This is a genomic window from Pseudomonas sp. P110(2024), from assembly GCF_057480795.1.
Genome location: NZ_JBLIYT010000003.1, coordinates 55,905 through 68,820 on the forward strand (window position 1 = coordinate 55,905; position 12,916 = coordinate 68,820).

13 protein-coding genes are annotated in these 12,916 nt (G+C 65.2%); 7 read left to right on the forward strand and 6 right to left on the reverse strand.

What is annotated here, in order from left to right:
- The first annotated feature begins 4 nt into the window (after positions 1–4).
- The gene (gene recG, locus AC25ND_RS05390; protein ID WP_028689957.1) at positions 5–2,083 is read left to right on the forward strand and encodes an ATP-dependent DNA helicase RecG; all 2,079 of its coding nucleotides are present in this window, start codon (positions 5–7) and stop codon (positions 2,081–2,083) included.
- 77 nt (positions 2,084–2,160) lie between these two features.
- On the forward strand, positions 2,161–3,564 hold the full coding sequence (locus AC25ND_RS05395) for an aminoacyl-tRNA deacylase and HDOD domain-containing protein (RefSeq protein ID WP_028689958.1): 1,404 nt from the start codon (positions 2,161–2,163) through the stop codon (positions 3,562–3,564).
- A gap of 104 nt (positions 3,565–3,668) precedes the next feature.
- On the opposite strand, the gene AC25ND_RS05400 is transcribed toward AC25ND_RS05395, so the two are convergent.
- From AC25ND_RS05400 to AC25ND_RS05415, 4 genes are all read right to left on the reverse strand, one after another.
- The gene (locus AC25ND_RS05400) at positions 3,669–4,043 is read right to left on the reverse strand and encodes a hypothetical protein (protein WP_062360110.1); all 375 of its coding nucleotides are present in this window, start codon (positions 4,041–4,043) and stop codon (positions 3,669–3,671) included.
- 134 nt (positions 4,044–4,177) lie between these two features.
- Positions 4,178–4,474: an HU family DNA-binding protein gene (locus tag AC25ND_RS05405; protein WP_028689960.1), complete on the reverse strand. Its 297-nt coding sequence runs from the start codon at positions 4,472–4,474 to the stop codon at positions 4,178–4,180.
- A 188-nt stretch (positions 4,475–4,662) separates the two neighbouring features.
- Entirely contained in the window at positions 4,663–5,811 is a 1,149-nt protein-coding gene (locus AC25ND_RS05410; RefSeq protein WP_062360108.1) for an NAD(P)/FAD-dependent oxidoreductase, read from the reverse strand.
- Between the two features lie 33 nt (positions 5,812–5,844).
- A complete protein-coding gene (locus AC25ND_RS05415; protein ID WP_028689962.1) occupies positions 5,845–6,012 on the reverse strand; it encodes a rubredoxin in 168 nt (55 codons plus the stop codon).
- Positions 6,013–6,200: 188 nt separating this feature from the next.
- Between AC25ND_RS05415 and AC25ND_RS05420 the strand changes: the two genes are divergently transcribed.
- A complete protein-coding gene (locus AC25ND_RS05420; RefSeq protein WP_062360145.1) occupies positions 6,201–6,758 on the forward strand; it encodes a chorismate--pyruvate lyase family protein in 558 nt (185 codons plus the stop codon).
- Positions 6,758–7,648 carry a 4-hydroxybenzoate octaprenyltransferase gene (gene ubiA, locus AC25ND_RS05425; RefSeq protein ID WP_062575616.1) on the forward strand — a complete coding sequence of 297 codons (891 nt, stop codon included), beginning with the start codon at positions 6,758–6,760 and terminating at the stop codon, positions 7,646–7,648. Before AC25ND_RS05420 ends, ubiA begins: the two co-directional genes overlap by 1 nt.
- A gap of 117 nt (positions 7,649–7,765) precedes the next feature.
- On the opposite strand, the gene AC25ND_RS05430 is transcribed toward ubiA, so the two are convergent.
- Positions 7,766–8,137 (reverse strand): COG4315 family predicted lipoprotein, encoded by a 372-nt coding sequence (locus AC25ND_RS05430; RefSeq protein ID WP_062360107.1) that lies wholly within the window; start codon positions 8,135–8,137, stop codon positions 7,766–7,768.
- A gap of 174 nt (positions 8,138–8,311) precedes the next feature.
- Between AC25ND_RS05430 and phoB the strand changes: the two genes are divergently transcribed.
- From phoB to AC25ND_RS05445, 3 genes are all read left to right on the forward strand, one after another.
- Positions 8,312–9,001, forward strand: a complete 690-nt coding sequence (phoB, locus tag AC25ND_RS05435) for a phosphate regulon transcriptional regulator PhoB (RefSeq protein ID WP_003253341.1) — start codon at positions 8,312–8,314, stop codon at positions 8,999–9,001.
- Positions 9,002–9,073: 72 nt separating this feature from the next.
- Complete coding sequence (gene phoR / locus AC25ND_RS05440; RefSeq protein WP_232108952.1) at positions 9,074–10,345, forward strand: phosphate regulon sensor histidine kinase PhoR; 1,272 nt, start codon at positions 9,074–9,076, stop codon at positions 10,343–10,345.
- 128 nt (positions 10,346–10,473) lie between these two features.
- Positions 10,474–11,814 (forward strand): hemolysin family protein, encoded by a 1,341-nt coding sequence (locus tag AC25ND_RS05445; RefSeq protein ID WP_028689967.1) that lies wholly within the window; start codon positions 10,474–10,476, stop codon positions 11,812–11,814.
- 32 nt (positions 11,815–11,846) lie between these two features.
- Here AC25ND_RS05445 and AC25ND_RS05450 read toward each other — a convergent pair whose 3' ends face one another.
- Positions 11,847–12,746 (reverse strand): peptidoglycan DD-metalloendopeptidase family protein, encoded by a 900-nt coding sequence (locus AC25ND_RS05450; RefSeq protein WP_486976153.1) that lies wholly within the window; start codon positions 12,744–12,746, stop codon positions 11,847–11,849.
- Between the last annotated feature and the right edge of the window lie 170 nt (positions 12,747–12,916).

Genomic DNA, 12,916 nt, shown 5'->3' on the forward strand with positions numbered 1-12,916 from the left:
ACCCATGACCGAGCTGTCGAACGTCCCGGTCACCACGCTCAAGGGCGTAGGCGATGCCATGGCGGAAAAACTCGCCAAGGTCGGCCTGGAGAACCTGCAGGACCTGCTGTTCCACCTGCCGCTGCGCTACCAGGACCGCACCCGCGTGGTGCCCATCGGCCAACTGCGTCCGGGCCAGGACGCGGTGATCGAGGGCGTGGTCAGTGGGGCCGACGTGACCATGGGCAAGCGCCGCAGCCTGGTGGTGCGCCTAGGCGACGGCAGCGGCACGCTGAGCCTGCGCTTCTACCATTTCAGCAATGCGCAGAAGGAGGGCCTCAAGCGTGGCACCCACCTGCGCTGCTATGGTGAAGCCCGCCCCGGCGCCTCGGGGCTGGAGATCTACCACCCGGAATACCGGGCGCTGAACGGCGACGAAGCACCGCCGCCGGTCGAACAGACGCTGACACCGATCTACCCGACCACCGAAGGCCTGACCCAACAGCGCCTGCGCCTGCTCTGCCAGCAGAGCCTTGGCCTGCTCGGCCCACGCAGCCTGCCCGACTGGCTGCCCGACGAGCTGGCCCGCGACTATCAGCTGGCGCCGCTGAGCGACGCGATCCGCTACCTGCACAACCCGCCGGCCGACGCCGATCTCGACGAACTCGCCGAAGGCCATCACTGGGCCCAGCACCGCCTGGCCTTCGAAGAACTGCTGACCCACCAGCTGTCGCAACAGCGCCTGCGCGAAAGCCAGCGAGCCCTGCGCGCGCCGGTACTGCCCAAGGCTACGCGCCTGCCGGCACAGTACCTGGCGAATCTCGGCTTCAGCCCGACCGGCGCCCAGCAGCGGGTGGGCAACGAAATTGCCTACGATCTCAGCCAGCACGAGCCAATGATGCGCCTGGTGCAAGGCGACGTGGGCGCCGGCAAGACCGTGGTCGCCGCGCTGGCCGCCCTGCAGGCTCTGGAAGCGGGTTACCAGGTCGCCCTGATGGCGCCCACCGAGATCCTCGCCGAACAGCACTACCTCACCTTCAAGCGCTGGCTCGAACCGCTGGGCATCGAGGTGGCATGGCTGGCCGGCAAGCTCAAGGGCAAGGCCCGCGCCAGCGCCCTGGAGCAGATCGCCAATGGTGCGCCCATGGTGGTCGGCACCCACGCACTGTTCCAGGAGGAGGTGCAGTTCAAGCACCTGGCCCTGGCGATCATCGACGAACAGCACCGGTTCGGCGTGCAGCAGCGCCTGGCCCTGCGCAAAAAGGGCGTCATGGGCCAGCTGTGCCCGCACCAGCTGATCATGACCGCCACGCCAATCCCGCGCACCCTGGCGATGAGCGCCTATGCCGACCTGGACACCTCGATCCTCGACGAGCTGCCGCCCGGGCGCACCCCGGTGAACACCGTGCTGGTCGCCGACAGCCGTCGCTTCGAGGTGGTCGAGCGGGTCCGCGCCGCCTGCGCCGAAGGCCGCCAGGCCTATTGGGTATGCACCCTGATCGAAGAGTCCGAGGAACTCACCTGCCAGGCCGCCGAAAGCACCTTCGAGGAACTGGGCAGCGCCCTGGGCGAGCTGCGCGTGGGCCTGATCCACGGACGCATGAAGCCCGCAGAAAAGGCCGCGGTGATGGCCGAGTTCAAGGCCGGCGACCTGCAACTGCTGGTGGCCACCACGGTGATCGAGGTCGGCGTCGACGTGCCCAATGCCAGCCTTATGATCATCGAGAACCCCGAGCGCCTGGGCCTGGCCCAGTTGCACCAGTTGCGCGGCCGGGTCGGTCGGGGCAGCGCGGTGAGCCACTGCGTGCTGCTCTACCACCCGCCGCTGTCGCAGATCGGCCGTGAGCGCCTGGGCATCATGCGGGAAACCAACGACGGATTCGTCATAGCAGAGAAGGACCTGGAGTTGCGCGGCCCGGGCGAGATGCTCGGGACCCGCCAGACCGGCCTGCTACAGTTCAAGGTCGCCGACCTGATGCGCGACGCCGACCTGCTGCCAGCCGTGCGCGACGCCGCCCAGGCCCTGCTGGCACGCTGGCCCGACCACGTCAGCCCGTTGCTCGACCGCTGGCTGCGCCACGGTCAACAATATGGCCAGGTGTGACGTCCGTCCCATAATGGATCCAGCTTGGCGGCCAGGCTGGTTATACTTCGCGTTTAAAGAATGATTGGATACAGGCCATGACTGAAGTTGCCCTGGATACCGCAACCCTACACGCACCGTCTGTCATCCGGCTGTTGCTCGACAAGCTCGGCGTCAGCTTCCGCGAGGTGCCCGAGCACCCGGGGCTGCCGGCCGCCTCGCGGGTGCAGGCCGTGCTGCTCGATGACGAGATCGGTGCCTTGATGGTGCTGTTCCCGCAAAGCCAGTTGCTGGACCTCAAGCGCCTCGAGGAACTGACCGGGCGCAAGCTCAAGGCCGTGCCGCTGGAGCGCCTGAAGCAGATGCTCGACAAGCATCACCTCAAGGCGCTGCCGGCGATTCCCGCCCTGACCAGCTCGCCATGCCAGTACGAGAAGAGCCTGCTCGACAACGAGACGCTGCTGATCCAGTCCGGCGAAACCGGCCTGCTCCTGGAAATCGGCAGAACCGCCTTCAAGAAGATGCTGTTCAAGGCCAGCGCCAGCACGTTCGGCCAGCAGATCAGCGAGATTCGCCTCAGTTTCGACCAGTTGGACGGCCCTCCCAAGGAAGTCATCCGCGCCGTCCAGGCCTTCACCGCCCGTCGCATCCAGCAACGCCTGGAACAGACCATCGAGATTCCGCCGCTGGCCGACACCGCGCAAAAGATCATCAAGCTGCGCGTCGACCCCAATGCCAGCATCGACGACATCACCGGCGTGGTGGAAACCGATCCGGCCCTGGCCGCGCAGGTGGTCAGCTGGGCTGCATCCCCGTACTACGCCTCACCCGGCAAGATTCGCTCGGTGGAAGACGCCATCGTCCGCGTGCTGGGCTTCGACCTGGTGATCAACCTGGCCCTGGGCCTGGCGTTGGGCAAGACCCTGAGCCTACCCAAGGACCACCCGCAGCAGGCCACGCCATACTGGCAGCAGTCGATCTACACCGCCGCGGTGATCGAGGGCCTGACGCGCGCCATGCCACGTGCCGAGCGCCCGGAAGCGGGCCTGACCTACCTGGCCGGCCTGCTGCACAACTTTGGCTACCTGCTGCTGGCCCACGTCTTCCCACCGCATTTCTCGCTGATCTGCCGTCACCTGGAGGTCAACCCGCACTTGTGCCACAGCTATGTGGAACAGCACCTGCTGGGGATCAGCCGTGAACAGATCGGGGCCTGGCTGATGAAGCTGTGGGACATGCCCGATGAGCTGTCCACAGCCCTGCGTTTCCAGCACGATCCGGCGTACGACGGCGATTATGCGGCATTCCCCAATCTGGTGTGCCTGGCGACGCGCCTGCTGCGCGCCCGGGGGATCGGTTCAGGGCCCAAGGACGAGATCCCGGATGCCCTGCTCGAGCGCCTGGGGCTGAGTCGGGAGAAGGCTGAAGAGGTGGTGAACAAGGTGCTGGAGGCCGAGGCCCTGCTGCGCGAGCTGGCGTCGCAGTTCCACACGCCGCACTGAGAGGTGGGGCGCCCTGCGCCCCTTTCGCCGGCAGGCCGGCTCCCACAGGGATGGTGCAAGCCTGCGCATCATGGGAACTGGCTGCCAATGCAGGTCCGGCGATTTCAGGCCTTCTTCTTTGGTTTCAGGTACTTCATCAAGCCCTGGAACCAGATTACCAGCGCCGGATTGCCCTTGATCTGGATGTTCTTCTCCTGGATCCCCTGCATGAACGCCAGCTGCTTGTTACCGGCTTGCAGCGTGGCAAAGCCATAAGCGGCGTCCTTGAACGCGATGGCGAAGGTCGGCTGCGGGTGCAGGCCGCCCTTGCTGCTGATGCGCAGGTCCTTGACGATGAAGTGCCGGGCAACCTTGCCGTCGAGCGTCTGCATCTGGAAGACCAGGTCCTTGTCCTGCAGCTGCTGCTGGAACGCCGGGTTGTTGCGGCTGGCCTTGGCCATCAGCAAGCCCATGGCCCAGAGAAGAAAGCGAAACTTCATCAACACGCCTCGAATGAAAAGTGACTGAGTAGCGCAGTTTATCCGTTTCTCGCCCTGTTTATGCAAGTTCGCCGCATTTGCTTACCAGAAACGCAACGGGCGCCTCCAGGCGCCCGTCGGGTGAAGCTGTCCGGTCACTTTTTCTTGGCAGGCTTGGCAGGTACGTTGACGCTGTCACGCAGGCCCTTGCCAGGTTTGAAGGCGACAGTGTTGCTGGCCTTGATCTTGACCGGCTCGCCGGTCTGCGGGTTCTTGCCGGTGCGGGCGCCACGGTGGCGTTTTTCGAAGGTGCCGAAACCGACCAGGGTGACGGTGTCCTTGTCGAGCGCGCCGGTGATGCTGTCGAGAATCGCGTTCAGGACCTGGTTGGCCTTTTCCTTGGTCAGATCGGCCTTTTCGGCGATGACGGCGGCGAGTTCTGGTTTACGCATAGTGAAGCCTCTTTGACGGGATTTCTTGTTGTTATGCCGTGCTGCCGGAGGGAGCAGCGTTCAAGGCACCGCAGGCTCTAGGCTGCGGCAGACGCCAGTGAGGATGGCACGCCCACCGGGGCCGCGCCAGTATCTGGGCGGCCATTGTCGCGGCAAGAACAGGATAATTCCGACAGAACGCCCGCCATTTACGCCATCAAGGGCGGCAACTGGCGATTCAGCGCCAGTTTCTCCATGACCGCGCCGCCGGTCAGGGCATAACCCAGCAGCTGGCCATCGGCGCCGTGGCAGAGCACTTTCAGGTCGGCGCCGCTGCCCTCGACCACCCAGCTGCCCTCGTGGCCGGGCGGCACCGGGGATACCACCAGCGGACAGGCCGGGGTCTTCACGGTAACCGGCATCGGGCCGTAGGCCACCGCGGTCGGGTTGCCGGCCAGGGTCTGGGCCAGGGCACGGGCGCAGGTCATCAGCGGCATGACGTACAGCAGGTTGATCCCGTCGACCTCGGCGCAGTCGCCCAAGGCGAAGATATTGGCGTGGGAGGTGCGCAGCTGGCGGTCCACCACCACCCCACGGTTGACCTGCAACCCCGCCGCTGCCGCCAGGTCGGTGCGCGGGCGCAGGCCGATGGCCGATACCACCAGGTCGCAGGGAATCACGCTGCCATCGGACAGGTGCGCATCGAGCGCCTCGCCTGCGCGTTGCAGCCGGGTCAGCACCGGACCGATATGGAAGCGCACGCCCAGCCCTTCCAGCCCCGCCTGCACGGCTGCGGCGGCAGCCGGATGCAGCAGGGTCGGCATCACCTGCTCACAGGGGGCGACGACCTGGCACTGCAGGCCGCCGAGGCTGAGGTCGTTGGCGAATTCGCAACCGATCAGGCCGGCCCCGAGGATCAGCACCCGCTGCTTGCCCGCGGCGGCGGCGCGAAAGCGTGCGTAGTCTTCCAAGTCGTTGATCGGGAAGATCAGCTCGCCCGCATCGCCTTCGACCGGCACCTGCACGGTCTGCGCGCCCCAGGCCAGCACCAGATCGCGGTATTCCACCGCCTCCTCGCCGATCCACAGGCGCTTGTGGCCTGGGTCGATGCCGCTGATGCGGGTGTGGGTGCGAATCTCGGCCTTGAGCTGCTCGGCCATGGCACCCGGTTCGGCCATGCACAGGCCGTCGGCGTCCTTCTGCTTGGCGAAGCCGGTGGACAGCATGGGCTTGGAGTAGGAGCGACCGTCGTCGGCGGTGATCAGCAACAGCGGCGTGTCGCCGTCGAGCTTGCGAAACTCTCGCGCCAGGTTGTAGCCGGCAAGGCCGGTACCGATGATCACCACGGGGGACGTCATGTCGTGCGTTCCTTCTTCAAGCCAGGGTTGCGATCAGCCGATGGCGATCATTTCGAAATCACTCTTGCCCACGCCGCAGTCGGGGCACAGCCAGTCTTCCGGTACGTCCTCCCAGCGGGTGCCAGGGGCGATGCCGTCGTCCGGCCAGCCTTGGGCCTCGTCGTAGATCAGGCCACAGACAATACATTGCCACTTCTTCATTTACTGCTGTTCCTCGGTCAGGCTACAGGGTGCGTTGCAATTGATGGCATCGGCGCGGGGCAAGCCCGCAAGGAGACCACCGTGCAATCTCTGGTCGGCTTTTGTACTGGCCCTGCTGGCAGTATGCAAGCCACGATGGCAAACATGCTAAGCTCGCCGCCTCTCTGGCCTGTATCAAGCATACCGACGTGCCGTACGAAACCCCGCAAGCAGCCGCGGTCGCGTGGCTGGCGTATCCGCAGCTGGCGCCCCCCCTCGACCAGCCGACCCTGGGCTGGCTGTTCGACGAAGGCTCCCTGACCCGTCGCCTCACCCGTCTCTCACACGACCACTTCAGCGTCACCCCCCTGTTCGAGGGCTGGCAGCCCCTGCGCGACGACGAATGCGCCGCCTTGGGCCTTGCCCTCGGCGCGCAGGGCTGGGTCCGCGAGGTCTACCTGCGCGGCCATGGCCAGCCGTGGGTGTTTGCCCGCAGCGTGGCCAGCCGCATGGCGCTGGAGCGCGGCGGGTTGGACCTGGAGACCCTGGGCAGCCGCTCGCTGGGCGAACTGCTGTTCTGCGACCAGGCGTTCGTCCGCCATCCGATTGAAGTGTGCAGTTATCCACAGGGCTGGCTGCCCGTGGAGGTCGCCAGCGCCGGGTTGTGGGGACGCCGCTCGCGCTTCGAGCGGGACGGCCTCGACCTGCTGGTGGCCGAGGTGTTCCTGCCCGCCCTGTGGCATGCGGCCAAGGAGGAGAACCGCTGATGTACCTGCAACTGCTCAAATCGCTCAACCGCGTGCACCCACGAGCCTGGGACTTCATCCAGCTGAGCCGCATGGACCGCCCGATCGGCATTTACTTGCTGTTGTGGCCGACGCTGTCGGCGGTGTGGATCGCCGGCAACGGCTCGCCGACCCTGGCCAACGTGCTGATCTTCGGCCTCGGCGTGGTACTGATGCGCGCCGCAGGCTGCTGCATCAACGATTTTGCCGACCGCAAGGTGGACGGCCACGTCAAGCGCACCGCCGACCGCCCGCTGGCCAGCGGCCGGGTGAAACCCCGCGAAGCGCTGGTGCTGTTCGCCCTGCTGGTGGGGGTGAGCTTCCTGCTGGTGCTGTGCACCAACGCCACCACGGTGTGGCTGTCGTTCGGCGCGGTCGCCCTGGCGTTCTGCTACCCGTTCATGAAGCGCTATACCTACTACCCGCAGGTGGTGCTGGGCGCGGCGTACTCTTGGGGCATCCCGATGGCCTTCACCGCCGCGGGCGGCGAGCTGCCGGCCAGTGCCTGGCTGCTGTACATCGCCAACCTGCTGTGGACAGTGGGCTACGACACCTACTACGCCATGGTCGACCGCGACGACGACCTGAAGATCGGCGTGAAATCCACCGCCATCCTGTTCGGCGAGGCCGACCGGGTAATCATCCTGACCTTGCAGTTGCTGTCGCTGGGCTGCCTGCTGCTGGCGGGCAACCGCTTCGAACTGGGCGGCTGGTTCCACTTGGGGCTGCTGGCGGCGGCGGTGTGCTTTGCCTGGGAGTTCTGGTCGACGCGCAAGCTGGATCGGGAGTCGTGCTTCAAGGCGTTTCTGCACAACCATTGGGCGGGGATGCTGATCTTTGGCGGGGTGGTGCTGGATTACGCGTTACGCTGAAAGCCTTTGGGGCTGCTTTGCAGCCCTTCGCGACACAAGACCGCTCCTACAGGGGGCCCACTTACCTGTAGGAGCGGCCCTGTGCCGCGAAAGGGTCGCAAAGCGACCCTGGCAATCTCATGGCTTGGCGATATGCCAGACGCCCTTCATGCCATCGCCGGTGGTCTCCCCGGCCTTCTTGTCCTTGACGAAGGTGTACAGCGGCTTGCCGTCATAGGCCCACTGCATCGAGCCATCATCACGGGTGACGTGGGTCCACTTGTCCTTCGGCGCCTCATCGTCCTTCTTCACCATCAACGGCGGCCAGTTCTTGGCGCACTCGCCGTTGCACATGGACTTGCCGCCAGCATCCTTGTCGAAGGTGTACAGCGTCATGCCGTCATGATCGACCCACATGCCGTCCTTTTCCATGGCGTGATGAGCCGACGCCACCCCCGGCACTGCCAGCGCAGCGCAAAGGGCCATCCAGCTCAGCGTATGTCGTGTCATTGGAATCACCATTGTTTCGGGGTTGGATTGAATGTCCACACCGCCTTCGCGGCCCCCTGAAGCCTAGTCCAGTCACGCAATGTCGCCAGAACGGCCAACACCCTGTCACACAGCTGCAATAATTCCGTTATCTAATGCGGGCCAAGACACCGTTCCTGGGAGAGGTAATTGAGCATGGTTGGCAGAAACATTCTGATCGTCGACGACGAAGCGCCTATCCGCGAGATGATCGCCGTTGCATTGGAAATGGCCGGCTATGACTGCCTCGAGGCCGAGAACTCGCAACAGGCCCACGCCATCATCGTCGACCGCAAGCCGGATTTGATCCTGCTCGACTGGATGCTGCCGGGCACCTCGGGCATCGAGCTGGCCCGCCGCCTCAAGCGCGACGAGCTGACCGGCGACATCCCGATCATCATGCTCACCGCCAAGGGTGAGGAGGACAACAAGATCCAGGGCCTGGAGGTCGGCGCCGATGACTACATCACCAAGCCGTTCTCGCCCCGCGAGCTGGTGGCGCGCCTGAAGGCCGTGCTGCGCCGCACCGGCCCGAGCGACAGCGAGGCGCCAATCGAAGTCGGTGGCCTGCTGCTCGACCCGATCAGCCACCGCGTGACCATCGACGGCAAGCCGGCCGAGATGGGTCCCACCGAATACCGCCTGCTGCAGTTCTTCATGACCCACCAGGAGCGCGCCTACACCCGTGGCCAACTGCTCGACCAGGTCTGGGGCGGTAACGTCTACGTCGAGGAACGCACCGTCGACGTGCACATCCGTCGCCTGCGCAAGGCGCTGGGTGAAGCCTATGAAAATCTGGTACAAACCGTCCGCGGCACCGGCTATCGCTTCTCGACCAAGAGCTGATCGAAGCCCCGGCGCCCGCTGTACAAGGACTGTCAATTGAACCAGAACTGGCACGCGACCCTGATTCGCCACATGCTCCTGCTGATCACCGTCTGCCTGATCGGCGGGCTGGTCAGCGGCTACTATGGCTGGAGCCTGGCCATCGGCCTGGCCCTGTATTTGGGCTGGACGTTGAAGCAACTGCTGCGTCTGCACGACTGGCTGCGCAACCACCAGCCCGACGAGGCGCCACCCGACGGCTACGGCCTGTGGGGCGAGGTGTTCGACAGCATCTACCATCTGCAGCGCCGCGACCAGCGCGTGCGCGGCCGCCTGCAGGCGGTGATCGACCGGGTCCAGGAGTCCACCGCCGCCCTGCGGGACGCGGTGATCATGCTCGACAGCGAAGGCAACCTGGAGTGGTGGAACCGCGCCGCCGAGACCCTGCTGGGCTTCAAGACGCCGCAGGACGGCGGCCAGCCGGTGACCAACCTGGTGCGCCATCCGCGCTTCAAGGAGTATTTCGAGTCGGACAACTACGCCGAGCCGCTGGAGATTCCGTCGCCAATCAACGACCGGCTGCGCGTACAACTGCACCTGACCCGCTACGGCAACAACGAACACCTGATGCTGGTGCGCGATGTGACCCGTATTCACCAGCTGGAACAGATGCGCAAGGACTTCGTCGCCAACGTTTCCCACGAGCTGCGCACGCCGCTGACGGTGATCACCGGTTACCTGGAGACGCTGCTGGACAACGTCGAGGACGTGAACCCGCGCTGGAACCGCGCCCTGCAGCAGATGAGCGCGCAAGGCTCGCGCATGCAGACCCTGCTCAACGACCTGCTGCTGCTGGCCAAGCTCGAGGCCACCGACTACCCCTCCGACAACCAGCCCGTGTTGGTCGACACCCTGCTCGGCGCCATCAAGAACGATGCCCAGGCCCTGTCCGGCCCGCGCAATCAGCGCATCAGCCTGGAGGCGACGCCTGGCATTCGTCTAAAGGGCAGTGAGTCGGAGCTGCGCAGCGCGTTCTCCAACCTGGTGTTCAACGCGGTCAAGTACACCCAGGACGAAGGCAATATCCGCATCCGCTGGTGGGCCGACGAACAGGGCGCGCACCTGAGCGTGCAGGACTCGGGGGTGGGGATCGAGGCCAAGCATCTGCCACGCCTGACCGAGCGCTTCTACCGGGTCGACTCCAGCCGAGCGTCGAACACCGGCGGCACCGGGTTGGGGCTGGCGATCGTCAAGCATGTGCTGATGCGCCATCGCGGGCGGCTGGAAATCAGCAGCGTGCCGGGGCACGGCAGCACCTTTACCTGCCACTTTGCGCCGGCGCAATTGGTCGCAAACAAGGCCTGACAGTACCGGGGCTGCTTTGCAGCCCTTTGCTTTTACGGCTCCAGCCGCTACATTGGATCCCCCGTGCCAGCCATCGCTGGCACTTTTTTTCTCTCCATTGCAAAGACGGACCCCGTAAAAACTCCATCATGGACCCTTCCCCTGGTATCAGCCTCACCTCGTTGTTCGCCGATTTCGGCATGATTCTCTTCGCCTTGTTCCTGGTGCTGCTCAACGGCTTCTTCGTTGCCGCCGAGTTCGCCATGGTCAAGCTGCGCTCCACCCGAGTCGAAGCCATCGCCGAGCTGCACGGCTGGCGTGGCAGCATCCTGCGCAAGGTGCACAACCAGCTCGACGCCTACCTGTCGGCCTGCCAGCTGGGCATCACCCTCGCCTCCCTGGGCCTGGGCTGGGTCGGCGAGCCGGCCTTCGCCCACCTGCTCGAGCCGCTGCTGGCTGCCGTGGGCGTGGACAGCCCGGAGCTGATCAAGGCGATCTCGTTCTTCGTCGCCTTCTTCGTGATCTCCTACCTGCACATCGTCGTCGGCGAGCTGGCGCCCAAGTCCTGGGCGATCCGCAAGCCCGAGCTGCTGTCGCTGTGGACGGCCGTGCCGCTGTACCTGTTCTACTGGGCGATGTACCCGGCCATCTACCTGCTCAACGCCAGCGCCAATACCATCCTGCGCATCGCAGGCCAAGGCGAGCCCGGGCCGCACCACGAGCACCACTACAGCCGCGAGGAGCTCAAGCTGATCCTGCACTCCAGCCGCGGCCAGGATCCGAGCGACCAGGGCATGCGCGTGCTGGCCTCGGCCGTGGAGATGGGCGAGCTGGAAGTGGTCGACTGGGCCAACTCCCGCGAGGACATGGTCAGCATCGACGCCCATGCGCCGCTGAAGGAAATCCTCGCCCTGCTGCGCCGCCACAAGTTCAGCCGCTACCCGTTGTATGACGCCGAGCGCGAGGAATTCACCGGTCTGCTGCACATCAAGGACCTGCTGCTGGAGCTGGCCGAGCTGGACCACCTGCCCGAGACCATCGACCTTGAAGACCTCGCCCGCCCGCTGGAGCGCGTGTCGCGGCACATGCCGCTGTCCCAGTTGCTGGAGCAGTTCCGCAAGGGCGGCGCGCACTTCGTGCTGGTGGAGGAAGCCGATGGCAAGGTGATCGGCTACCTGACCATGGAAGACGTGCTGGAAGTACTGGTCGGCGATATCCAGGACGAACACCGCAAGACCGAGCGCGGCATCCTCGCCTACCAACCCGGCAAGCTGCTGGTGCGCGGTGATACGCCGCTGTTCAAGGTCGAGCGCCTGCTGGGTGTCGACCTGGACCATATCGAAGCGGAAACCCTTGCCGGCCTGGTCTACGAGACCCTCAAGCGCGTGCCCGAGGAAGAGGAAGTACTCGAGGTCGAAGGCCTGCGCATCATCATCAAGAAGATGAAAGGTCCGAAGATCGTGCTGGCCAAGGTGCTCAAGCTCGATTGATCCTTTGGGGCCGCTTTGCGGCCCCAAAAGCCTCAAGGGTTGCCGGCAGTGAAATCCGGCAACCCGTTAATCGGTCGGTCGAACTGGTACGGTATCGACTCCAGCGCCAATCCCACATTGCGCTGCACCACGAAATGCAGGTGCGGCCCGCTGCTGTTGCCGGTGTTGCCCGATTTGGCAAGCGCCTGTCCCTGGGCCACCCGCTGCCCCTCGCCAACCACCACCGAACCACGCATCAGGTGCAGGTACACGCCCATGGTGCCGTCAGGGTGCAGGATCCTGACGAAATTGCCCGCCGGGTTGTTGCCCCGCCCGCTCTGGTTGTTCTCGATCTTCACCACCACCCCACCCCGCGCCGCGATAATCGGTGTGCCCTCGGGCATGGCGATGTCCATGGCGTAGCGGCCCTTGGGCCCGAAATGGCTGAACCGGCCATTGGGGCCCTGGCTCAGGCGAAACGGTCCGCCCTTCCAGGGAAAGGGATAGCGATAGCCCTGCGGGCGCTGCCCCGGGTCGCCCATGGCATAGCGAAACTGGGTGTCGTACCTGAGGCTGCACCCCTGACGGGCCTGGACCACACTGAGCACCTGGGTCGAGCGCGGCGGCACCAGGCGCCGGACGATACGCGGGGCATTACCGCCCTGGGCATTGGCCAGGCGCTCCACACGCAGCTCCACCTCCATGGGTACGAACAGTTCATTGCGAGCGACAAAGCGCACGCCACCGGCAAAGGGCTCGGTTTTCAGGCGAACCTGGCCATCCAGGCGCTCGACCATGGGCTCACGAAACACGAAGGCCTTGGCCCCAGGGCTCGGGCGATCGGAATAGGAGACCACGCCGAAGGTGTCGGTGGTCTTGTAGACGGTCATGGCCAAGCTCGACGCCGAGGCCGTAAGCAAGGCACAGAACAGCAGGAGGCGGGCGGGCGGCATGATAGTGGCTTTTTGACAGTTGTGTTCTGTCGAAGCCTAGCAGCCGAATTTGAGAGGGATATGACAGTTGGTCGGGCGAAGTGCCGGATGGGTAACGGGGGAGCGGGCTTGCCCCGCGATGACGACGGTGGCCATACCATCGCTATCGCGGGGCAAGCCCGCTCCCACAA